Below are 20,333 nucleotides of genomic sequence, written 5' to 3' on the forward strand. Positions count from 1 at the left end.
CTCAGGAGCGCTTCAGCAGCGACCAGACGGCCGGCACCAGGCTCGCCGCGAGCGCAACCTTGATCAGGTCGCCGACGATAAACGGCACGACGCCGAACTGCCAGGACTTCTCCGGACCGATGAGCATCGCCAGCCAGGCGAAGCCCATTGCCATCATCACGACTTCGGCAACCAACATCGCATTGACAAGCTTGATCGGATGGCGATCCCAGCCGCGATCGGCGGCCCAGCCGACAATAGCGGCCATGACGACGAAGCCAGCGAGATAGCCGCCGGTCGGCCCGACCATATAGGCAATGCCGATACCCTTCTCCGGCGTGCCCTGGAAGACCGGGAAGCCCATCGCGCCCTCCGCCATATAGAGCAGCAGGGTGGCAACGCCGAGACGCATGCCGAAGGCGGCGGCGATCAGGAAGACGGCAAGCGTCTGCATCGAGATATCGACAGGACCCAGGACCACCCTGGTCTTGGCGGACAGCGTCAGCAGCAGCGTTCCGGCAATCGCCAGGAGAAGCTGCGTTGCCAGTCGCGCCGCGCCTTCTTGCGGCAGAGCCAGAGAAACAAGCGGGCGCATCGTCGTTGCAGTTGCCATGGTCTTCCCCAATCCGATTTGTCGCGATCCAGCAATCGCGGTCTCAGCGTTTTCCTATATTGGCTTGCGTGCTATGCGGCAATCGGTTTTGCCGTTCCTGGAACAAAGTGCCTACATTGTTCCAGGAAACAATGTGCCCGACATGGTCGAAAAGGCTTGCTTCGAAAAGACATGGTTCGAAAAGACATGGCTCTCAAATTCGATACCAGTTTCGATCCCGGCTACGGTCACGGGATAGACGTGGCAGCCGACGTGCGGCGCATCACGGCCCGAAATCCGAGCCCGTTTACCTTTCACGGCACAAACTCCTACATCGTCGGGCGCGAGACGCTGGCGGTCATCGACCCCGGGCCGGATGACGAGGCGCATCTGCAGACCTTGCTCGACGTGATCGCCGGCAGGCCGGTCAGCCATATCTTCGTCAGCCATACGCATCGTGACCATTCACCGCTGGCGACGCGGCTGAAAGAGCGCACCGGCGCCGCCGTGCTGGCGGAGGGCCCGCATCGGCCGGCAAGGCCGTTGCACACCGGCGAAACCAATGCGCTCGATGCCAGCGCCGACACTGCTTTCGTTCCCGACATCGCGCTGCCTGACGGGGCGTTGGTCGCCGGCGACGGCTGGGCGATCCGGACGGTTCTGACCCCCGGCCACACCGCCAATCACGCGGCATTCGCGCTGGAGGGAACTGGCATCCTGTTCTCGGCCGATCATGTCATGGCATGGGCGACGTCCATCGTCGCGCCGCCGGACGGGGCAATGGCCGATTACATGGCGTCGCTGGACCGGCTGATCGAGCGCGGCGATCGCCTGCTGCTGCCTGGCCATGGCGGACCAGTGACGGCGCCGCGCAATTTCATGCGCGGGCTGAAGACGCATCGCAAGATGCGCGAACGAGCCATACTGGAGCGGGTCAGGGCCGGTGACCGGACGATCCCCGACATGGTCAAGGCAATCTACAGGGATACCGATCCACGGCTGCACGGCGCTGCCGGGCTATCGGTGCTTGCCCATCTCGAGGACTTGGTGGCACGCGGCATGGTGTCGACCGACGCAGCCCCCGCCATCGACGGTATTTTCGCGCCTGCCTGATAGGCTTCCCCGGACGCAAACGCACTATCCGCGGGAAACCGACTATTCGGCCGGAGCCGCGCCGACCTGGCCGGCGACTTCCTGATCGAGTTCCGCCAGGAAATCGGTGACGCGCGCGGCATTGTCGCCAAGGTCGTAGCGGCCGTAACGCGACGCCGACCGCATGTCGACGATGATCGTGTCCCCATCATCCGTCACGCGGATCGCCACGTCGGCCGGAAGGCCGAGCACGAAGCTCGAGGCAACGGCTGTGATGGTAACCTCGCTCTGCCCGGCGAGGTCGGGGTATGGCTGGGAAAGGTCCCAGCCGCGCCTGTCGAGCACGGTTTCGACGGCGTTGACGATGGTCTCGAAGGGCAGGTCGTAGCTGCGCGCGGTGACAAGCGGATAGCTGTCGGTCTGCAGCCGCTGTTCGCCCGGCGTCGGCGGGGAGAGCACGTTCATGTCCTTCGTTCGGTCGCTGATGTCGAGCGCCGGCGGTTCCTCGAAATCGGTCGAGATATCCCTGAGCGGCGGATAGATCGTGGCCCAGTACACGGCAACGCCGTAGGGGACCAGCACCAACAGGGCCAGCACGACGCCGACGGTCAGGTCGCGGCCGCCGCGGTCACCGAAATTCCACAGCCTCGAAAAGGCAAAGGCGGCGAACAATAGCGCCAGCGCCGCCAGCAGCGCGACAATGCCCAGCACCCACAGGAACACCGGCGTTTCGACAAGGCCGAAGCGATGGCCGACATAGTCGGTCAGCAAAAGCACCGCCGAAAATGCGGCCGTGCGCCGCGACCAGCCGGCCGCCTTCGACGTTTGCCGTTCGGGAATACTAACCATTGTCTTCTGCGACGCCCCAACCCGGACCGAGGTCTAGTGCCTTTTCGCGGCGGCTTGAAGCCGAAACATGCAACATCCCCGTCAATCCGTCGGCAAGCGGTAGTCCTTGAACTGCTGGCGCAAGGTGATCTTCTGGATCTTGCCGGTGGCGGTATGCGGTATCTCGCCGACGAAAGCGACATCGTCGGGCATCCACCACTTGGCCACCTTGCCGTCCATGAAGTCGAGAATACCAGCCTTGGTCGGCTCCTTGCCGGGCTTGGCGACGACGACCAGCAACGGCCGCTCGCCCCATTTCGAATGGTGGACGCCGATGGCCGCCGCTTCCGCCACATCCGGGTGACCGACAGCCAGATTCTCGAGGTCAATGGTCGAAATCCACTCGCCGCCGGACTTGATGACGTCCTTGGCGCGATCGGTGATCTGCATGTAGCCGCCGGCATCGATGTGGGCGACGTCTCCGGTATCGAACCAGCCGTCCTCGTCGAACTGCTCGGCGCCCACACCGCCATAGTAAGCGCGGGCAACCGCGGGGCCGCGCACCTTCAGCCGGCCAAATGTCCTGCCGTCCCACGGTTGCGCCTTGTTGTCGTCATCGGTCACCTTCATCTCGACGCCGAAGGGCGGGTAGCCCTGTTTGCCCTGGACGTCGAGCCGGGCCTCGCCCTCGAGGCCGGCATATTCGGGCTTCAGGGTGCATAGGGTTCCTAGCGGCGACATTTCGGTCATGCCCCAAGCATGGATGACCTGGACACCGTAATTGTCCTGGAATTTCGTCATGATCGCACGCGGGCAGGACGAGCCGCCGATGACGACCTTGTTCAGATGGGGAAGCGTCTTGCCGGTCTCCTCCAGATATTGCAGCAGCATCATCCAGACGGTCGGCACTGCGGCGCTGAAGGTCACCTTCTCGGTGTCGAGCAACTCGTAGATCGAGGCGCCGTCCATCTTGCAGCCGGGCATGACCAGCTTGGCGCCGATCATCGGTGCGCTCTGGCCAAGGCCCCAAGCATTGGCGTGGAACATCGGCACCACCGGCAGGATCGTGTCGCGCGCCGACAGACCCATCGCATCGGGCATGGCGGCAATCATGGCGTGCAGCACGTTCGAGCGGTGGCTGTAGACGACGCCTTTGGGATCGCCCGTCGTGCCCGACGTATAGCACATGCCGGCGGCAGTGCCTTCGTCGAAGGTCTTCCAGCCGAAATCGCCATCGACCCCGTCAAGCCAGTCCTCGTAGGCGACGGCATTGGGCAAGGTGGTTTGCGGCATGTGCGCCTTGTCGGTCAGCACGATCACCTGTTTCAGCGATTTGACGGCACTTGCGATCTTTTCGAGCAACGGCACGAAGGTGAGATCGACGAAGACAGCCTTGTCCTCGGCATGGTTCATGATCCAGACGATCTGCTCGGGAAACAGGCGCGGATTGAGTGTATGATAGATCGCGCCAACGCCCATGATGCCATACCAGGCCTCGATGTGGCGCGCGGTGTTCCAGGCCAGCGTGGCGATGCGGTCGCCCATCCCGTACCCGTCGCGTTCCAGCCGCTGGGCAACCTTGAGGGAACGACGGTGGATATCGGCATAGGTGGTGCGCACGATCGGTCCCTCGATCGAGCGCGACACGATCTCGCGCACCCCATGTTGCCGTTCGGCGTTGTCGATCAGCTTGTGGCACAGCAGCGGCCATTCCTGCATCAGCCCCAGCATCCGTTCCTCCTCCCTCGCGCATTTTGCGTCGTAGCTTTGGCGCATTGTGAAGCGAACCGGCGGATTGTCCAGTCACCCGCTTGCGCGGCTAACGAATTTCGGTGTCCGTGCCGTAACGGCAAGCGGTTGAATTCCGGCATGTTTTGGATTTCGGCCTGCTGACCCCTCATGCCACCGAGATGGCAGGAGGGTCCAAATCACCGCCGTGACGGCAGTCTCCTACCTCCGAAATCACCGGGAAATCCGCCACAATCCGGCCATCGTCGGCGTTAAGTTTCGTTAACGGGCAAAGGGGTGCGATTGGCGACTGAAAGAGGTTCGCATGGACGCGCAACTCGAGGACAAGGCTCTGGAGAGCACACTTGCCGAAAGCCTGGCCGATTTGGTGCCGGACGAGAAGACTGTTTCCGAGGACGAATTTGTTGAAGTTGTCGGCGGCGCGCTCGAAGCGGTCGGCGGCACGCTGCTGTTCAAGATGTGTGTCGAAAGCGGAGGCGAAGGCCAGCATGTCGCGGCGGCATCCGTCGGCGACGGCGGCAATCGCCAGTTCCTGCTGCTCACCCTGCCGACCGGCGGCGGCTCGCTGAAGGTCGAGACCGTTTCGAGAAGCAGCAACCCGGTGGCGGGCATCGCAGCCGCCTATGCCGGACTGATGGACGCATTCAGAACCGCCGCCTGAATCCTCGGCTGACACTCGAAAGCGCTATAGCGCCACGCCTCGGCGATTGGCGCCGGTTTTCGTGATGCGAACGGACCTTGCGCAATGGCTGTGCCCGCCACATTTTAGGGAGCCAGGTAAGGAGAACCAGCATGGACAAGATCGCCAACCCTGCCCCCGGCTTCCAGCGCAATCCCGACAAGATCATCACCATCGAGCCCTATGCCGGCACCGTTACCGTCCGCGCCGGCGATACGGTCATCGCATCGTCCACGAGGGCCAAGGTGCTGACCGAGGCCCCCTACCCCGCAGCCTTCTACATTCCGTTCGCCGACATCGATTTCGACAAGCTCACCGGCACGGAGCACTCCACCCATTGTCCCTACAAGGGCGATGCCAGTTATTGGAGCGTGCTGCCGGCCGGCGAGGCGGGCAAGGACGCGATGTGGGCCTATCGGCATCCGTTCGACGAAATGACCGACATCCGCGATCACGGGGCGTTCTACGCCAGCAAGGTCACCATCGAAGCCAAGCCTAGCTGAGTTCTTCGACTTGAAGGCACTCAGGGTGGGTTGAGATTTGAGGGCGGGCCGATCACCACCCAATATCGACGCACCCTCAGTCGGTGGTGCCGTTGTTGCCCATGCCATCGGCATCGTCGAGACGTACGAAGGTCATGCCTTTGCCCTTGAGCGCCAACAGGCCCTGCACCACGCCTTCGCCGGCGGCATGGGTCGGCTGATTGATGTGCGAGATGATGACGTCGCCATCTTTGGCCGCGGCGATGCGCCTGGCGGTTTCCTTGGCACCCAGCAATGAGCCGCCATCGCCATTGATCGAGAAGCCGGCGATCTTGAAGCCAAGCTTGCGGATCATCGCGATGGCCGAGGGACTGTACTCGGCCGTTGCGCCCCGGAACCATTTCGGAGCCGGTTCACCCGTCTTGGCCAATGCGGCGGCACCCGATTCGACCTCGGCCAGCACCGCTTCGGGGCTGCCGGCGCTGCGTATGCCATAAATCTTCTGCGGCGTGTCGACCGCCGGAATATGGTGGCCGCCGTGATTTTCCAGTTCGAACAGGTCGGGATGCGCGTGCATGATCGCGACGGCCGCGGCATTGCGCTTCAGCCAGATGCCGGTGACGAAAATGGTGGCGGGGATCTTGTTTTCCACCAGCGCCGAAAGGATCCGTGTGTCGGTTTGTCCGCCGCAGGCATCGAGCGTCAGCGCGACCCGGCCGGCCCCGCTTTCGGCAGGCTTTATATGCAGCGTGGGCTCGACCAGCGGCACGGCGTGAGCGCTGGACACTACCGCCAGCGACATGGCGATCATGCAGAGATGTTTTTGCGGCAGATGCATCAAACCAATTCCTGATAGGCGATTTCAAGCCGCTATCCCAAGGCCCGCATCAAGGCGGAAATCGGGACGATGAATAGCAGAAAGATGCCTGACGCGGCAATTTGACCGACCAGTTGGTGAACGAACCCTTCGACGGCGGCCTTGCCGCCGTTAAAGCCCGTCAGCCCGACATGCATCAGACAGCGCGCTCGCGCTTCATCTCGGTGCGCGCGAGCACCTCGCGCACCGCATCGACGACGGGTTTCACCTCCAGGCGCCACACGCAGCACGCCTTGCTGGGGTCGGGCCAGCGGCACAGATCCTTGGCCACGCAGTCGCATGGCATCGGCGGCCGAAGCGCGATGCTGGGCACGCCAACAGGCCCCCAGCGCGACGGATGCGTCAGGCCGAACAGCCCGACAACCGGCGTACCCGCGGCGGCGGCCATGTGCATCGGGCCGCTCTCGTTGCCGAGAAACAGCCGGGCCTGTTTCAGGACAGCCAGCAAGGTCTCGAGCGACAGCCTACCGACTAGGTCGACGACCGGCGTCGCCGTCCTGGCGAGGATCGGTGCGGTCGCCTGGCGTTCGCTCGGCCCTCCCACCAGGACGACGCCCAGTCTGGTACCCATTGCAATTTCGTCGATCGCCTCGGCAAACCGTTCCGGCTGCCATTGCCGGCCCTTGAAACTCGCGCCCGCATGCACGGCGACGAAGGCGTTCGGTCGCAGACGATGCTTGCCCAGAAGCGCCAGGGCTTTCGCCGTCTCGAACAGCGACGGCTGAAAGCTTGGCACGGTGACGCGCAGATCGACGCCAAGCGCTTCAAGGGGCGAGAGATAGCGATAGACGAAATGATGGCCGCCAAACCCGTACGGCTTGGCATACAGATTGGCGGGCTGCCGCTCCAGCAGCTTCAGGGGCCTTTCGGGAGGATTGTAGCCGACGCGCGTCTTTGCGTTGACGAACCCGCTCACGATGCGCGAGGTCTTTGAATCGGTCAGGTCGATCGTCAGGTCGAAGCGGAACCGACGCAGCGCCCGCACCATCGCATAGAGCTCTTTTCCACGCTCCAGCGGGGTGCCCCGCATGCGGGCCCGCCTGAACGTGACCACCTCGGCGGCGATGCCATGCCCAATCACGAAGCTCTCGAACTGAGCCTCGCAGAGGAACACGATCCTGGCGCCGGGAAATTCGAGTTGCAGGTTCCTGGCGAGCGTCGAGGCGAGAACGATGTCGCCGATGAACTTCGTCTGAATGACCAGGATCGAGCGGAACGGCGCGGGTGATATCTGCAACATTTGATTCCGGAGACAATTGGCGGGCCATCCGCAAATTGGGCAGGAACAATGTCGAGATTACGCAATGCCATCAGCACGTTCGCGTGAGCTTTCATACAAAACCGTAAGCTTCGATCCGGGCTGGCGTCCTATCCGCGCCCGATCTTTGCCACCTGTACCGCCGCCTGCGCGGCCGCCAGCCTGGCGATCGGCACGCGATAGGGCGAGCACGACACATAGTCGAGCCCGACCTCCTCGCAAAACCGGATCGATGCCGGGTCGCCGCCATGTTCGCCGCAGATGCCGAGCTTGATGTCGGGCCGCGTCGCCCTGCCTTTTTGCGCAGCCATGCGCACCAGTTCGCCGACACCATCGATGTCGAGCGAGACGAACGGATCCTGCTCGATGATGCCCTTCTGGCGATAGGTCTCCAGGAAAGAGGCAGCATCGTCACGCGAAATGCCGAAAGTGGTCTGGGTAAGGTCGTTGGTGCCGAAGGAGAAGAACTCGGCTGTAGCGGCGATGACATGGGCCCGGATCGCCGCGCGGGGGAGCTCAATCATGGTCCCAGTCAGATAGTCGATCTTGACGCCGGTCTCGTCCATGACGCTCTTGGCGACCGCATCGATGCGCGCCTTCACGTAATCGAGTTCCTTCACCAGGCCGACCAGCGGCACCATGATCTCGGGAACCACCAGCGCGCCGGCCTTCTTGCCGGCCTCGACGGCGGCCTCGAAGATGGCCCGCGCCTGCATCTCGGCGATCTCGGGATAGGAGACGGCCAGCCGGCAGCCGCGATGGCCGAGCATCGGGTTGAATTCATGCAGGGCGTCGGTGCGCTGCCGGAGCTTGTCCGGCGACACGTTCATGGCGGCGGCGACTTCGGCCACCTCCTCCTCGGTCTTGGGCAGGAATTCGTGCAGCGGCGGGTCGAGCAGGCGGATCGTCACCGGCAGGCCGGCCATGATCTCGAAGAGTTCCAGAAAATCCGAGCGCTGCATCGGCAGAAGCTTGGCAAGCGCGGTGCGGCGGTCCTTCTCGGTGTCGGCCAGGATCATCTCGCGCATGGCGACGATGCGAGCGCCGTCGAAGAACATGTGCTCGGTGCGGCAAAGTCCGATGCCCTCCGCGCCGAAGGAGCGCGCCATGCGGGCATCGAGCGGCGTTTCGGCATTGGTGCGCACCTTCATGCGCCGCACCGCGTCCGCCCATTCCATGATGGCGGCGAAATCGCCTGAGAGTTCGGGCTGCAGCATCGCCACGGCGCCCTTCAGCACATGGCCGTTGCCGCCATCGATGGTGATGATGTCGCCCTTGCGGAAGGTCTGCCCCATCGAGAGCAGCGTGCCGGCCTTGTAGTCGACGCGCAGCGAGCCGGCGCCGGAGACGCAGGGCTTGCCCATGCCGCGCGCGACGACGGCGGCATGGCTGGTCATGCCGCCGCGCGTGGTCAGGATGCCTTCCGCCGCATGCATGCCATGGATGTCCTCGGGGCTGGTCTCGATGCGCACAAGGATCGCCTTGCGCCCTTGCGCCTTCAGATCCTCGGCATCGCCGGAGGAAAAGACGATCTCGCCGGTGGCGGCGCCGGGAGATGCCGGCAGGCCGACGCCGATGACGTCTCGCGCGGCCTTCGGGTCGATGGTCGGGTGCAGCAACTGATCGAGCGAGGCCGGATCGATGCGGGCGACTGCTTCCTCCTTCGTGATCAGGCCGTCCCTGGCCATTTCGACGGCAATCTTCAGCGCCGCCTTGGCGGTGCGCTTGCCGGACCGGGTCTGCAGCATCCACAACTTGCCGCGCTCTATGGTGAATTCGAGGTCCTGCATGTCGCGGTAGTGCTTTTCCAGGCTGTCGGAGATCGTCACGAAGGACTGGAAGGCGTCGGGCATCAGCTTCTGCAAGGACGGCTTGTCGGAGCCGGCGGCGATGCGCGCCGCCTCGGTGATGTTCTGCGGCGTGCGGATGCCGGCGACGACATCCTCGCCCTGCGCATTGACCAGGAACTCGCCATAGAGCTGCTTTTCGCCGGTCGACGGATTGCGGGTGAAGGCGACGCCGGTGGCCGAGGTCTCGCCCATGTTGCCGAACACCATGGCCTGGACATTGACCGCCGTACCCCAGCTTTCGGGGATGTCGTGCAGGCGCCGGTAGGTGATGGCGCGGTTGTTCATCCAGCTCGAAAACACGGCGCCAATGGCTCCCCAGAGCTGCTCATGCGGATCCTGCGGGAAGGGTTTGCCGAGCTCCTCCTCGACCTTGGCCTTGTAGAGTGCGATCACGCCTTGCCATTCGATGGCCGTCAGTTCGGTGTCGAGTTCGTGGCCGAGGCTCGCCTTCTGGTCTTCCAGGATTTCCTCGAACACTTCGTGATCGAGACCCATGACCACATCGGAATACATCTGGATGAAGCGGCGATAGCTGTCATAGGCAAAGCGCGCATCGCCGGAATCGCCGGCCAGCGCCTCGACGGTCTCGTCGTTCAAGCCGAGATTGAGCACGGTATCCATCATGCCAGGCATCGAGGCGCGCGCCCCGGAGCGCACCGACACCAAGAGCAGCTTCGACGGATCGCCGAACCGGCGGCCGGTCAGCTGGCCAATGTGGTCGAGCGCGACCGCGACATCGGCTTCCAGGCCCGCCGGGTAGGCGCGGGCGTTCGCATAGTAGGCGTTGCAGACCTCGGTGGTGATGGTGAAGCCCGGCGGCACCGGCAAGCCAAGGCTGCACATTTCGGCCAGATTGGCGCCCTTGCCGCCCAGCAGATTCTTGTCGGCGGCACGGCCTTCCGCCGCACCATCGCCAAAGGTGAAAACCCATTTGGTCATGCTTGCTCTCCGGTTGCGGGAGATTGGAAAGATTGACGAAACCAATGGTTCCGCCGCGTCCGACCTTGGAGCGATATGATGCTGCAGTGCGAAAGGCAAGGTGCCGGCAAAGTCGTCCGGCCCCTACAATCGATTAAGAAAAAGCGATGTCCAAGGGTGCGGCAAAAAAGACTTGCCACCTCACTACGCCCCCACTAGAACATAAAGGGAACAAAGGGGTATCCCATGAAACAGGATGGAAAACTCGACTATCTGGAAATGCCGGCGACCGGCGGGACGCTGGACCGGCTGAAGGGTTTCTACAGTTCCGCCTTCGCCTGGTCGTTCACCGACTACGGGCCGACCTATTCGGCCTTTGCTGAAGGGTGGGACGGAGGTTTTCAGGCCGAGGCCGAGGAAGCACCGGCCAAGCCCCTGCCCGTGCTCTACAGCAGGGATCTGGAGAAAACCCTGCGCGCCGTGGAAAGTGCCGGCGGCACGATCGTCAAGCCGATCTTCTCATTCCCCGGCGGCCGGCGTTTCCACTTTGTCGATCCGGCCGGCAACGAGTTGGCAGTGTGGAGCGAATAGCGCTTCACATGGTCGGCAGCACCATGCCGTGCAGGGCGTTCTCGGCATCGCTTATAAGCATTGTGCTTTTCGGCTGCTCTGCTAATAACGCGCCGCACAAGCGACTCTGACGGCTATTGGGGCGTCGCCAAGTGGTAAGGCATCGGTTTTTGGTACCGACATTCCCAGGTTCGAATCCTGGCGCCCCAGCCATTCTCTTAGAGAGTGCTGAAAAAGCCGAGTGTTACAAAACACGCTGATGATCTGCATGGCGTCAGGCCTTCAGAATCAATTTTGCCTGATCCAAGGACTCAAAATCCAAGGCTTCAAGACCGATCCGAATTCCGGCATGAGCGGTTGAAGGGTTGGTAGACGATACGCTGCGGCGGGGAGCTCCGATCAGTCACTTGCCGTCCGCTATTTCTTGGGTCTCTTGCAGAATGTCGCAGTGAGACACAAAAGAGAAGTTGGCCGTCCACACTAGGTCGTCAGGGATTCGACCAAGTGGGATGACGATCCGAAACGGAACTTCAATGAACCTTCCTATCTTCGCCATCAACCTCGATCGGGAGACCTGCCGCTGGAGCGGATTGCTGGCCAGCGCCGAGGCGGCCGGCCTGACCTTGCAGCGCATTGCCGCCGTCGACGGCCGCACACTGCCCAAGGAGGACTGGACGGAGATCGATCTTCCAACCGCGAAAAAGCTGAGCGGGCGCGACATCCTGCCCGGCGAATATGCCTGTTACCGCAGCCATATCCAGGCGCTGGAAACGTTCCTAGCCGGTGGCAGCGCCCATGGCCTAATAGTCGAGGACGACGTCCTGTTCGGCGAAGATACCATACGACGCGTCGAGGCCATCATCGCCGCGGTGCCGGATTTCGACGTTATCAAGCTGACTAACCATCGCATGAGCTTCTTCATGCGCGCCGTGAAGACGACGCAAGGTGACGAGATCGGTCGCGCCCTGCATGGCCCGCAGGGGTCGGCCGCCGCCTATCTGGTGACGCGGGAGGGCGCGAAGGGGCTATTGTCGGCGCTCGCGGTAATGAAAATGCCGTGGGACGTCGCGCTCGAACGCTTTTGGGATACCGGCCTGAAAGTCTATTCGGTCCGCCAAAACCTGCTTGGCTTTGCCAAGAGCAGCGCGATATCAGGCATAGCCGGCCCCTCGGGCAGCTACAAATCCGCAAGGCTTGGCGGGTGGAGCCGGCTGAGCGCCGGCATGTCACGAGCCTGGGACGAGCTGCACCGCCTGCATCACGTGTTTTTGCGGCCGCCCTTGCCGAAGGAAATCCCGGACTACGCGAGGGACGACGTGCCGCGCAGCACCTTGCTGCAGTTCCTTGCGGCATTCGCCATTCTCGCGCTTGCCTCTGCAGTCTGGCGCGAGGCCGACACCTACCGCTTTGCGGGGATGGCGCTTGCCGTGGTCGCCGCGATCCGCTGGCTCAGGGTGGATCTGTGGACTTACAGCAAGCCGCTGATCGGATGGGTCGGCGGCCTGTGCGTGGGTTGGTCGCTGTATGTCTTCATCCGGCTGGCGATCGTCTATTTCGACAGCCACCAATTGGGCGGCGCCGAAGGCATCTACCTGTTTCCGCTGTTTTATGCGACGACAGGCTTCGCGTTTCTGCTGTTCGTCAGGCGGCCCGAGCGGCTCGTCCTGTGGTTCATGATCCTCAGCCTTGTCTTCCTGGCGGCGGATACAGGCTATTCGGACATCCTTCATGGCACCAGGCCAGTGCCGTGGCTTTTCAACAATCCCATTCATGCATCGTTGGCGGCTGGTTTCATCTTCCTCTGCACGCTGCAGTTCATCGCCCACACCGCTCAGAGAACGGACCTGAGCACCACAACCAGGAGCATGTACTGGGCGCTGTCGGCAGCCGTACTGCTGTTCGCCCTCGTCAACATCATCGCGCTGCGGTCAAAGGGTGTCTGGCTCGCGCTGGCGCTCGTGCTCGTCTTGTTGGCAGTCATGATCCTGGCGAGAGGCCATCGCCGCGAACTGATGGTCGGGGGCGGCGTGCTGGGAATAGTGGCGGCCGGCGTTGTCGCCGCGCAAGGCATCTTCTGGTCCACTGCCGGCGACACCATGATCTTCGTCAGAAGCCTGGTTTCGGACGTCTTGAGCCATGGCGTACTGCCAGCCTTCGACCGCGCCATCGCCAGCAACACGGTTCCGCTTGCGGCCAAGGAACGGCTGATGCTGTGGGCCGACGCGCTCGATATCTGGAAACGCCACCCGATCTTCGGAGCCAGTTCCAGCTGGCTCACCGAATGGCAGAATAGAACCTATCATCCGATGATCTTCAACGTTTTCCACAACGGCTATCTGGAAATAGGTGTGCGCTATGGTGTGGTCGGGCTGGCGTTCTTCGCGTTTCTCTACATCTGGTCGTCCAGGCAGGTTCTGCTGGCCGTGCGGGCCAGGTTGATCGCTCCGGCCGCATGGCCTTGCTACCTCTCGACGCTGGTCTTCTTCGCCATCAGCATCCTTAGCAATTCGAACAACCGGCTGTCGATGGGCGAGGGATTCATGTGGTTCGCCGCCGCGTTCGGCTTCTATTGCTTCTACCTTCGCCAGCAAAACGACCTTGTCGCGCCGAGAACCTATTTCTAGACGGGCTCAGCTCGCCTCGCGCATGGCCTCGGCGGCCTGCAGGTCGACCGAAACGAGCTGGCTGACGCCCTGCTCGGCCATGGTCACGCCGAACAGCCGGTCCATGCGCGCCATGGTGATCGGGTTGTGGGTGATGATGACGAACCGCGTCTCGGTGGTCTTGGCCATCTCATCCATGAGGTTGCAGAAGCGTTCGACATTGTGGTCGTCGAGCGGCGCGTCGACTTCGTCGAGCACGCAGATCGGCGCAGGGTTGGTCAGGAACACGGCGAAGATCAGCGACATCGCCGTCAGCGCCTGCTCGCCGCCCGACAGCAGTGTCATGGTCTGCGGCTTCTTGCCAGGCGGGCGGGCCAGGATTTCGAGCCCCGCCTCGAGCGGATCCTCGGATTCGATCAGCTGCAATTCCGCCGTCCCGCCACCGAACAGATGCGAGAACAACCGCTGGAAGTGGCTGTTGACGACATCGAAGGCGGCCAGCAGCCGCTCGCGGCCTTCGCGGTTGAGGCTCTGGATCGCTTGCCTGAGCTTGCGGATCGCCTCGATGATGTCCTCGCGCTCGGAGACGATCACCTCCAGCCGGTCGGAGAGCTCTTTCTGCTCTTCCTCGGCGCGCAAATTGACGGCGCCGAGCCGTTCGCGTTCGATCTTCAGCCGGTCGAGCTGACGTTCGATCTCGCCCATTTCAGGCATCGGATCGTCGGCTTCCAGGCCGGTATGGCGGATCACCAGATGCGGCGGCGTGTTCAGCGTTTCCTGGATGCGCGCCTCGATCTCCAGCCGGCGCTCGTCGGCCGCGGTCAGCCGTTCCTCGGCGCGGACGCGGGTCTCGCGGGCCTCGGCCAGCGACTGGATGGCGCCGGTGGCCGCTTTGTCCAATTCGGCCTGCCTGTTTTCCGCTTCCTGCAGGCGGTCGGCGGCCGCCTTGCGCAAGGTTTCGGCCTCGGTAAGCTGCGACAGCAGCGCGCGCCGTTTGGCATCGATTTCGTCGGGGGCGTCGGCCAGCCGCTCGCGCTCCGCCTCGGCCTCGGCCTTGCGCTCGCTGAGCGATGCGATCTGCGTCGAGGCATTTTCTGCGCGCACCAGCCAATTGCTGCGTTCGGCGCCGATGGCATCGAGCCGGCGTGCGCGCGCCTCGGCTTCGCGCCGCAACCCCTCATGGACGGCACGGGCGTCGGCAAGGGTGGCGCGGTCGCGGGCGACATTGGCCGAGGACTGTTCGAGCTGCAATTGCAGGTCGCCGAGATCAGGCGCGTCCTGCAGCAGCATCTCGGCCTCGACGAAGGCAGCCGACGTCTCCTCATGGCTGTCGACGATACGGGCACGCGCCTCATCGAGTGCCGCGCGCCGGCTCGACAATTCGCCGCCGGCTTTCTCGGCCTCGGCCAGCGTGTTGCGGGCGGCATCCAGGCGATGCTGGGCGTCGCGTCCGGCCTGGCGTGTGTTGCGCTCGGCCTCACTGGCCAAGCGAAGCGCCTGTTCGGCCTCAGCCAAATTCTCCTCGGCGTGACGCAGGACGAGCGTCGCCTGCACCGCCTCCGCATCGAGCTCCGCAAGCCGGTTCTTCTGCGCCAGGCGTTGCGCCGCGGCGGTCGGCGCATCGGCGCTGGCGGCAAGTCCGTCCCAGCGCCAGAGCGCGCCCTCGCGGCTGACCAGCCTCTGGCCGGGCGCGAGCAGTGCCTGCAGCCGGCGGCCGTCCGCGGCTTCGACAATGCCGATCTGCGCCAGGCGGCGGGCAAGCTGCGCCGGGGCGCGAACCACGCTGGCAAGGTTTTTGATGCCTTCGGGCAGGGGCGCGTCGCCGGGCTGGATCGCGCTTTCACCCCAGTGCACCGGTGCGCTGCGGTCGAGCGGAACGTCGAGGTCTTCGCCAAGGGCGGCGCCCAGCGCCGTTTCGAAACCGCGTTCGACGCTGATCTGTTCCAGCACGGAGGGGAAAAGATCGCCGCTGGCGGCATTCAGGATCTTGGCCAGCGTGCGCGCTTCGGTCTCGATCCGCGCCAGTTCGGCCCTGGCGTCCTGAAGCGGCGGCCGGGCGGTGCTTTCCGCGGCGCGGGCATCGATGACCGACTGTTCGGCTTGCGCCACGGCGGCTTCGGCCTCCTCCAGCAGCGCCATGGCCTGTTCGACCAGCACGCGCTTTTCGGCCGGATCCGGCAGGCCGGCCACCTTGGAGAGGATGTCCGACAATTCGCGGTCGACCTCGGCGAGCTGGCGGGCGAAGCGGTCGCGGCGCTCGGCGGTCTCGCGCAATGTCCGTTCGATCTGGTGGCGCGAGGCGGCGGCCTCGGCCCGTTCGGCGGTCAGCGTGGCCAGTTTGGCTTCGCTGCCGGCAAGCATCGATGCAGCCTGCTCGAATGCCGCGCGGGTGGTGGCCTCGCGCTCGGCGGCGCCGGCGTTCTCGGAATTCAGCGTGGCTTCCTCGGTGCGCAGGCGCTCGAGAACATCGGCATTGTCGCGCACCATCCGCTCCTCGCGGGCGATGTCGCCGTCGAGCTGCTGCAAACGCCGCTCGAGTTCGGCCTGGCGGGCGCGGATGCGGCCTGCCTCCTCCTCGATCTGCGACCTGGCGATCGACAGGCGCTGGAAAGCAGCGGCGGCGGCCGCTTCCGCGTCGCGCAGGTCGGGCAAGCGATGGGCGGCGATGCCCTGCTCCTTGGCCGCGTTCATCTGCGCGGCGGCGCGGTCGCCGACCAGTGCCGTGGCGACAGCCAGCGCCGAGCGCGCCTCGCCTTCCTGCGTCTTGGCCAGCGTCCAGCGCAAGTGCAGCAATGTCGCCTCGGCCTTGCGGATGTCGGCCGACAGGTTCTTGAAGCGGGACGCCTGGCGCGCCTGGCGTTTCAGACTTTCGATCTGGCTTTCGAGCTCGCCGACGACATCGTCCAGGCGTTCGAGGTTTTGTTCGGCCGCCTTCAGCCGCAGTTCGGCTTCGTGGCGGCGTGTGTGCAGGCCGGAAATGCCGGCCGCCTCTTCGAGCAGCGCGCGACGCGCCTGCGGCTTGGCCTGGATCAGTTCGCCGATACGGCCCTGGCCTACCATCGACGGCGAGCGCGCGCCGGTCGACTGGTCGGCGAACAGAAGCTGCACGTCCTTGGCACGCGCTTCCTTGCCGTTGATGCGGTAGAGCGAACCGGCCTCGCGCTCGATGCGTCGCGATACCTGCAATTCGTCGGCATCGTTGAAGGCGGCGGGCGCGGAACGGTCGCTGTTGTCGAGGAAAAGCGTGACCTCGGCGGTGTTGCGCGCGGGCCGGGTGCCCGAACCGGAAAAGATCACGTCGTCCATGCCGGACGCGCGCATGTTCTTGTAGGAGCTTTCGCCCATCACCCAGCGCAGCGCCTCGACCAGGTTCGACTTGCCGCAGCCGTTCGGCCCGACAATGCCCGTCAGGCCGCGTTCGATGACGAACTCGCCGGGCTCGACGAACGACTTGAAACCGAGAAGGCGGAGGCGCGAAAACTTCATTCACGCGCCTCACAGGCGGGTTCCGCGAAAGTGTTCCGAGGTTTTGCGACAAGAAACCGCGTCAAAACGCTAGAGCGGACAGCGCCGGAGCGCTGCCGCTTCAGCACTGAGCCGATGTCAGAGCAGAGGGTCGATGATCGCCGATATTTCCTCAATCGACATCGCCCCTTTGTAGGTCTTACCGTTGATGAAGAAGGTCGGTGTCGAGTCGACCTTGAATTCATTGGCGCCGCGCTTCTGGACCGATCTCACATCGTCCAGAAGTTTCTGGTCCGTCAAGCAGGCCTCGAAGGACTCCTGTGTAAAACCGGCAAGCTTCGAGATTTGCAGCAGCGCATCCTTGGTGTTCTGGACGCCAACCCAGTTCGCCTGCTGCCTGAACAGCACGTCGACCATCGGGAAATAGTTATCCTTGGCGCAGCGCGCCAGCATGAAACCGGCCTCCGCGCTCGGATCGAACGGAAATTCGCGCAGGATGTAGCGGGCCTTGCCGGTATCGATGTACTTCGTCTTCAGTTCCGGGAAGGTGGTCTCGGCGAAATGTGCGCAATGCGGGCAGGTCATCGAGGCGTATTCGACGATGGTGACCTTGGCGTCGTCCTTGCCGAGCTGCTTGTCGGGCAGCGCGCCCGGCTTCAACAGTTCCGCCATGTCGACGGTTCCCTGCGCTTCCGGCACCTGGACCGCCGCCGGCGTGGCCGGCTTTGCGGGAGTGGCCGGGTCAGCAGGCTTCACATCCGCCGCCTTGGCCTGTTCGCCGGAGTCACTGCAGGCGGCGAGCAGGGCGACCGCCGGAATGGCGGCCAGCGAAGACAGGACGTTTCTGCGAGACAGACTTTTGCCGAACGAGGGACGGTTCATACGAATCACCTGACAAGGGTTGAATTTTGCAATGCAAAGGCACGAAAAGGCGAGAGTTGGCGCGAATTAAGGCATCTCCGTCCCCAATCCAATCGCGAAACCTGACAAAGGCGATCACGAATGCGAGATGTTGACGACAAATCCATGACTGCCTTCAAGGGGTTTTCGACTTTTTTTCACCAAGAATGGTCGCGCCAAGCCTTTCCAGCGAGGCGCGCAGTCCTTCATCCTCGATCAATTCGACTGTGCCGGACAATTTCGTCTGCTCCGCGGCCGTCAGGGGCCTGAAGGTCGGCTTGGGCCGTGCTTTATCCGTTGTCACCGGCTTTTGCACGATCCTGATGCGGCCAATGGCGTTGAAGCCAAGAAAGGCATTCACCCTGTTGATGATTTCGCCGGTCTCGTGCTGCAGATGAAGTGCGGCCATGCCTTCGCAGGCGATGACCAGCACGGCCGGCTCGAATGGATCGTCCTCATGCAGGCGGCGCGGCCACTGGATCTTTTCAGGCCGCGAGCGGCTGGCGAGGCGCGGGCCGGCGATCTCTTCCCAGGACTGGACGAGGCCAATCGAGATGCCGGCCCGCTTGCGCAGCACCGGATCGAGGATTTTGGTCGCAAGATCGCTCACCGGGACGGGATTGCCGTAGGGCGTTCTCCCTGCCATGTACGTTCTCCAGCCATCACCCCAGCAGATACCGGCCAGGCCCATACAGATCAATGGCACCAGCAGACCAGACCCGCAAGGCCCAGAGCCACACGACCATGTCGGACAATCCCGCGTCGCGCCTGCTCGCCTGGTACGACGTGCACCACCGCGAATTGCCATGGCGCGTGACCCCGCGCGAGCACGCGCGCGGCGCGAGGCCAGACCCCTACCGCATCTGGCTGTCCGAAGTCATGCTGCAGCAGACCACCGTCGAGGCGGTGAAATCCTATTTCCGCGCTTTTGTCGAGAAGTGGCCCGATGTCGAGGCGCTGGCCGCGGCACCGACCGAGGACGTGATGAAGGCCTGGGCGGGGCTCGGCTATTATTCCCGGGCCCGCAATCTCAAGGCTTGCGCCGATCTGGTGGCGGCGCGTGGCGGCCGATTTCCCGACACGGAGGTTGCCTTGCGAGACCTGCCCGGCATCGGCGCCTATACGTCGGCGGCCATCACGGCGATCGCCTTCGATCGCCCCGCCGCCGTTGTCGACGGCAATGTCGAGCGCGTCATCTCCCGGCTGTTTTCGATCACGACGCCGCTGAGCGAAGCCAAGGGCGAAATCCGCGCCCATGTCGAACGCATGGTGCCGGCGACAAGGCCGGGCGACTTCGCCCAGGCGATGATGGATCTCGGCGCCACGATCTGCACCCCGCGCCGGCCACGCTGCATGCTGTGCCCACTGCGCGAGGACTGCAGCGCCGTCGTTTCAGGCGACCCCGAGCATTTCCCGGTGCGCTTGCCGAAGGCCGACAAGCCGCAGCGGCGCGGCGCGGCTTTCGTGGCCGTGCGCGGTGACGGCGCCATTCTTCTGCGCAAGCGGCCGGACAAGGGCCTGCTCGGCGGCATGACCGAGGTGCCGACGACCGCCTGGACCGCGCGGATCGACGGCGCAATCACCGAGGCGGCGGCGCCTTTCCCCGCCAACTGGCGGCGTGCCGGCCAGATCGCGCATGTCTTCACCCACTTCGCGCTTGAACTCGATGTCTTTCGTGCCGAGGTGGACAGTGCCGCGCCAGCGGGGCATTTCTGGTCGCTAGCCCATGAAATTTCCGGGGAGGCGCTGCCCACTGTCATAAAAAGGGCAATCGAAGCGGCGATACCCGGCGCGACGAAAAAGCCACGCCCGCATTGAAAGAGGCTCCATGACTGAAATCCGCCACATCGTTTTCGACATCGGCAAGGTGCTGGTCCATTACGATCCCAACATTCCGTTCAGCCGGCTGATCCCCGATGAGACGGAGCGGAAATGGTTCTTCGACAATGTCTGCACGCATGACTGGAACATCGAGCAGGACCGCGGCCGCACCTGGGAAGAGGCAGAGGCGCTTGCCATCGCGGAACATCCGGATCACGCGGAAAACATCCGCAATTTCCGTCGCCACTGGCACGAAATGGCACCGCATGCCTATGAAGACAGTGTCGCCATCCTGGAGAGGCTTATCGACACCGGCCACGACGTGACGCTGCTGACCAATTGGGCCGCCGATACGTTCGCCGAGGCACGGGGCCGTTTTCCATTCCTCGATCACCCACGCGGCATAACGGTGTCCGCCGAGATCGGCCTGATCAAGCCCGATCGCAGGATCTACGATCATCACGTCGCCTCATTCGGCCTCGAACCGTCGGCGTCGCTGTTCATCGACGACAGCCAGAAGAATGTCGACGGCGCCAGGGCGGCAGGCTGGCAAGCGGTGCTGTTCACCGACGCCAGGACGCTTCAAGCAGACCTTGAGCGCTTCGGAATCAAGGCGTGATCTGAATCGCTTCCGGCAATCCGCTGAGATTTTGAATCAACCAAAAATCGC

Annotated in this window: 17 protein-coding genes and 1 tRNA gene; 8 read left to right on the plus strand and 10 right to left on the minus strand. The window is 63.7% G+C overall.

Going from position 1 to position 20,333, the window contains the following annotated elements:
- Position 1: 1 nt before the first annotated feature.
- Positions 2–592, minus strand: coding sequence for a biotin transporter BioY (locus FJ978_RS23330; protein WP_013896527.1), 591 nt, complete (start codon positions 590–592; stop codon positions 2–4).
- Positions 593–778: 186 nt separating this feature from the next.
- On the opposite strand from FJ978_RS23330, the gene FJ978_RS23335 reads away from it, so the two are divergent.
- The gene (locus tag FJ978_RS23335) at positions 779–1,684 is read left to right on the plus strand and encodes an MBL fold metallo-hydrolase (RefSeq protein WP_013896528.1); all 906 of its coding nucleotides are present in this window, start codon (positions 779–781) and stop codon (positions 1,682–1,684) included.
- A gap of 42 nt (positions 1,685–1,726) precedes the next feature.
- On the opposite strand, the gene FJ978_RS23340 is transcribed toward FJ978_RS23335, so the two are convergent.
- Both FJ978_RS23340 and FJ978_RS23345 read right to left on the minus strand, forming a co-directional pair.
- Positions 1,727–2,512, minus strand: a complete 786-nt coding sequence (locus FJ978_RS23340; protein WP_140574327.1) for a DUF1499 domain-containing protein — start codon at positions 2,510–2,512, stop codon at positions 1,727–1,729.
- Between the two features lie 81 nt (positions 2,513–2,593).
- Complete coding sequence (locus FJ978_RS23345) at positions 2,594–4,222, minus strand: fatty-acid--CoA ligase (RefSeq protein WP_013896530.1); 1,629 nt, start codon at positions 4,220–4,222, stop codon at positions 2,594–2,596.
- A 322-nt stretch (positions 4,223–4,544) separates the two neighbouring features.
- On the opposite strand from FJ978_RS23345, the gene FJ978_RS23350 reads away from it, so the two are divergent.
- Both FJ978_RS23350 and FJ978_RS23355 read left to right on the plus strand, forming a co-directional pair.
- Positions 4,545–4,901 (plus strand): hypothetical protein, encoded by a 357-nt coding sequence (locus FJ978_RS23350; RefSeq protein WP_013896531.1) that lies wholly within the window; start codon positions 4,545–4,547, stop codon positions 4,899–4,901.
- Between the two features lie 131 nt (positions 4,902–5,032).
- A complete protein-coding gene (locus FJ978_RS23355) occupies positions 5,033–5,422 on the plus strand; it encodes a DUF427 domain-containing protein (RefSeq protein ID WP_013896532.1) in 390 nt (129 codons plus the stop codon).
- A 76-nt stretch (positions 5,423–5,498) separates the two neighbouring features.
- Here the strand turns inward: FJ978_RS23355 and FJ978_RS23360 are convergent, their stop codons facing one another.
- The 4 genes from FJ978_RS23360 to ppdK form a co-directional block, all read right to left on the minus strand.
- Entirely contained in the window at positions 5,499–6,239 is a 741-nt protein-coding gene (locus tag FJ978_RS23360) for a polysaccharide deacetylase family protein (protein WP_013896533.1), read from the minus strand.
- Between the two features lie 32 nt (positions 6,240–6,271).
- Positions 6,272–6,415, minus strand: a complete 144-nt coding sequence (locus FJ978_RS32865; protein WP_013896534.1) for a hypothetical protein — start codon at positions 6,413–6,415, stop codon at positions 6,272–6,274.
- Positions 6,415–7,518 (minus strand): glycosyltransferase family 9 protein, encoded by a 1,104-nt coding sequence (locus tag FJ978_RS23365; RefSeq protein ID WP_013896535.1) that lies wholly within the window; start codon positions 7,516–7,518, stop codon positions 6,415–6,417. Before FJ978_RS23365 ends, FJ978_RS32865 begins: the two co-directional genes overlap by 1 nt.
- Positions 7,519–7,646: 128 nt before the next feature.
- Positions 7,647–10,325, minus strand: coding sequence for a pyruvate, phosphate dikinase (gene ppdK, locus FJ978_RS23370; RefSeq protein ID WP_013896536.1), 2,679 nt, complete (start codon positions 10,323–10,325; stop codon positions 7,647–7,649).
- A gap of 225 nt (positions 10,326–10,550) precedes the next feature.
- Here ppdK and FJ978_RS23375 point away from each other — a divergent pair, with 225 nt between their 5' ends.
- The 3 genes from FJ978_RS23375 to FJ978_RS23385 all read left to right on the plus strand — a co-directional run bounded on the left by FJ978_RS23375 (position 10,551) and on the right by FJ978_RS23385 (position 13,498).
- Positions 10,551–10,895 carry a VOC family protein gene (locus FJ978_RS23375; RefSeq protein WP_013896537.1) on the plus strand — a complete coding sequence of 115 codons (345 nt, stop codon included), beginning with the start codon at positions 10,551–10,553 and terminating at the stop codon, positions 10,893–10,895.
- 117 nt (positions 10,896–11,012) lie between these two features.
- Positions 11,013–11,087: transfer RNA gene (locus tag FJ978_RS23380), tRNA-Gln, on the plus strand.
- A 320-nt stretch (positions 11,088–11,407) separates the two neighbouring features.
- Entirely contained in the window at positions 11,408–13,498 is a 2,091-nt protein-coding gene (locus tag FJ978_RS23385) for an O-antigen ligase family protein (protein WP_013896629.1), read from the plus strand.
- A gap of 6 nt (positions 13,499–13,504) precedes the next feature.
- On the opposite strand, the gene smc is transcribed toward FJ978_RS23385, so the two are convergent.
- The 3 genes from smc to FJ978_RS23400 all read right to left on the minus strand — a co-directional run bounded on the left by smc (position 13,505) and on the right by FJ978_RS23400 (position 18,488).
- Complete coding sequence (smc, locus tag FJ978_RS23390; RefSeq protein ID WP_140574329.1) at positions 13,505–16,963, minus strand: chromosome segregation protein SMC; 3,459 nt, start codon at positions 16,961–16,963, stop codon at positions 13,505–13,507.
- 117 nt (positions 16,964–17,080) lie between these two features.
- Positions 17,081–17,824 carry a DsbA family protein gene (locus tag FJ978_RS23395; protein WP_013896631.1) on the minus strand — a complete coding sequence of 248 codons (744 nt, stop codon included), beginning with the start codon at positions 17,822–17,824 and terminating at the stop codon, positions 17,081–17,083.
- 154 nt (positions 17,825–17,978) lie between these two features.
- Positions 17,979–18,488 (minus strand): DUF721 domain-containing protein, encoded by a 510-nt coding sequence (locus FJ978_RS23400; protein WP_013896632.1) that lies wholly within the window; start codon positions 18,486–18,488, stop codon positions 17,979–17,981.
- 53 nt (positions 18,489–18,541) lie between these two features.
- Between FJ978_RS23400 and mutY the strand changes: the two genes are divergently transcribed.
- Together mutY and FJ978_RS23410 are read left to right on the plus strand one after the other, a co-directional pair.
- Entirely contained in the window at positions 18,542–19,660 is a 1,119-nt protein-coding gene (gene mutY, locus FJ978_RS23405) for an A/G-specific adenine glycosylase (RefSeq protein ID WP_140574331.1), read from the plus strand.
- Between the two features lie 10 nt (positions 19,661–19,670).
- Positions 19,671–20,282, plus strand: coding sequence for an HAD family phosphatase (locus FJ978_RS23410; RefSeq protein WP_140574333.1), 612 nt, complete (start codon positions 19,671–19,673; stop codon positions 20,280–20,282).
- Positions 20,283–20,333 lie beyond the last annotated feature (51 nt).

Source organism: Mesorhizobium sp. B1-1-7 (assembly GCF_006442705.1).
Classification (GTDB): Bacteria; Pseudomonadota; Alphaproteobacteria; order Rhizobiales; family Rhizobiaceae; genus Mesorhizobium; species Mesorhizobium opportunistum.

What these genes read in the sequence shown, in the direction of transcription:
- FJ978_RS23330 (WP_013896527.1), bottom strand. Translation starts at nt 592, where the DNA reads ATGGCAACTGCAACGACGATGCGCCCGCTTGTTTCTCTGGCTCTGCCG.
- FJ978_RS23335 (WP_013896528.1), top strand. Translation starts at nt 779, where the DNA reads ATGGCTCTCAAATTCGATACCAGTTTCGATCCCGGCTACGGTCACGGG.
- FJ978_RS23340 (WP_140574327.1), bottom strand. Translation starts at nt 2,512, where the DNA reads ATGGTTAGTATTCCCGAACGGCAAACGTCGAAGGCGGCCGGCTGGTCG.
- FJ978_RS23345 (WP_013896530.1), bottom strand. Translation starts at nt 4,222, where the DNA reads ATGCTGGGGCTGATGCAGGAATGGCCGCTGCTGTGCCACAAGCTGATC.
- FJ978_RS23350 (WP_013896531.1), top strand. Translation starts at nt 4,545, where the DNA reads ATGGACGCGCAACTCGAGGACAAGGCTCTGGAGAGCACACTTGCCGAA.
- FJ978_RS23355 (WP_013896532.1), top strand. Translation starts at nt 5,033, where the DNA reads ATGGACAAGATCGCCAACCCTGCCCCCGGCTTCCAGCGCAATCCCGAC.
- FJ978_RS23360 (WP_013896533.1), bottom strand. Translation starts at nt 6,239, where the DNA reads ATGCATCTGCCGCAAAAACATCTCTGCATGATCGCCATGTCGCTGGCG.
- FJ978_RS32865 (WP_013896534.1), bottom strand. Translation starts at nt 6,415, where the DNA reads ATGCATGTCGGGCTGACGGGCTTTAACGGCGGCAAGGCCGCCGTCGAA.
- FJ978_RS23365 (WP_013896535.1), bottom strand. Translation starts at nt 7,518, where the DNA reads ATGTTGCAGATATCACCCGCGCCGTTCCGCTCGATCCTGGTCATTCAG.
- ppdK (WP_013896536.1), bottom strand. Translation starts at nt 10,325, where the DNA reads ATGACCAAATGGGTTTTCACCTTTGGCGATGGTGCGGCGGAAGGCCGT.
- FJ978_RS23375 (WP_013896537.1), top strand. Translation starts at nt 10,551, where the DNA reads ATGAAACAGGATGGAAAACTCGACTATCTGGAAATGCCGGCGACCGGC.
- FJ978_RS23385 (WP_013896629.1), top strand. Translation starts at nt 11,408, where the DNA reads ATGAACCTTCCTATCTTCGCCATCAACCTCGATCGGGAGACCTGCCGC.
- smc (WP_140574329.1), bottom strand. Translation starts at nt 16,963, where the DNA reads ATGAAGTTTTCGCGCCTCCGCCTTCTCGGTTTCAAGTCGTTCGTCGAG.
- FJ978_RS23395 (WP_013896631.1), bottom strand. Translation starts at nt 17,824, where the DNA reads ATGAACCGTCCCTCGTTCGGCAAAAGTCTGTCTCGCAGAAACGTCCTG.
- FJ978_RS23400 (WP_013896632.1), bottom strand. Translation starts at nt 18,488, where the DNA reads ATGGCAGGGAGAACGCCCTACGGCAATCCCGTCCCGGTGAGCGATCTT.
- mutY (WP_140574331.1), top strand. Translation starts at nt 18,542, where the DNA reads ATGGCACCAGCAGACCAGACCCGCAAGGCCCAGAGCCACACGACCATG.
- FJ978_RS23410 (WP_140574333.1), top strand. Translation starts at nt 19,671, where the DNA reads ATGACTGAAATCCGCCACATCGTTTTCGACATCGGCAAGGTGCTGGTC.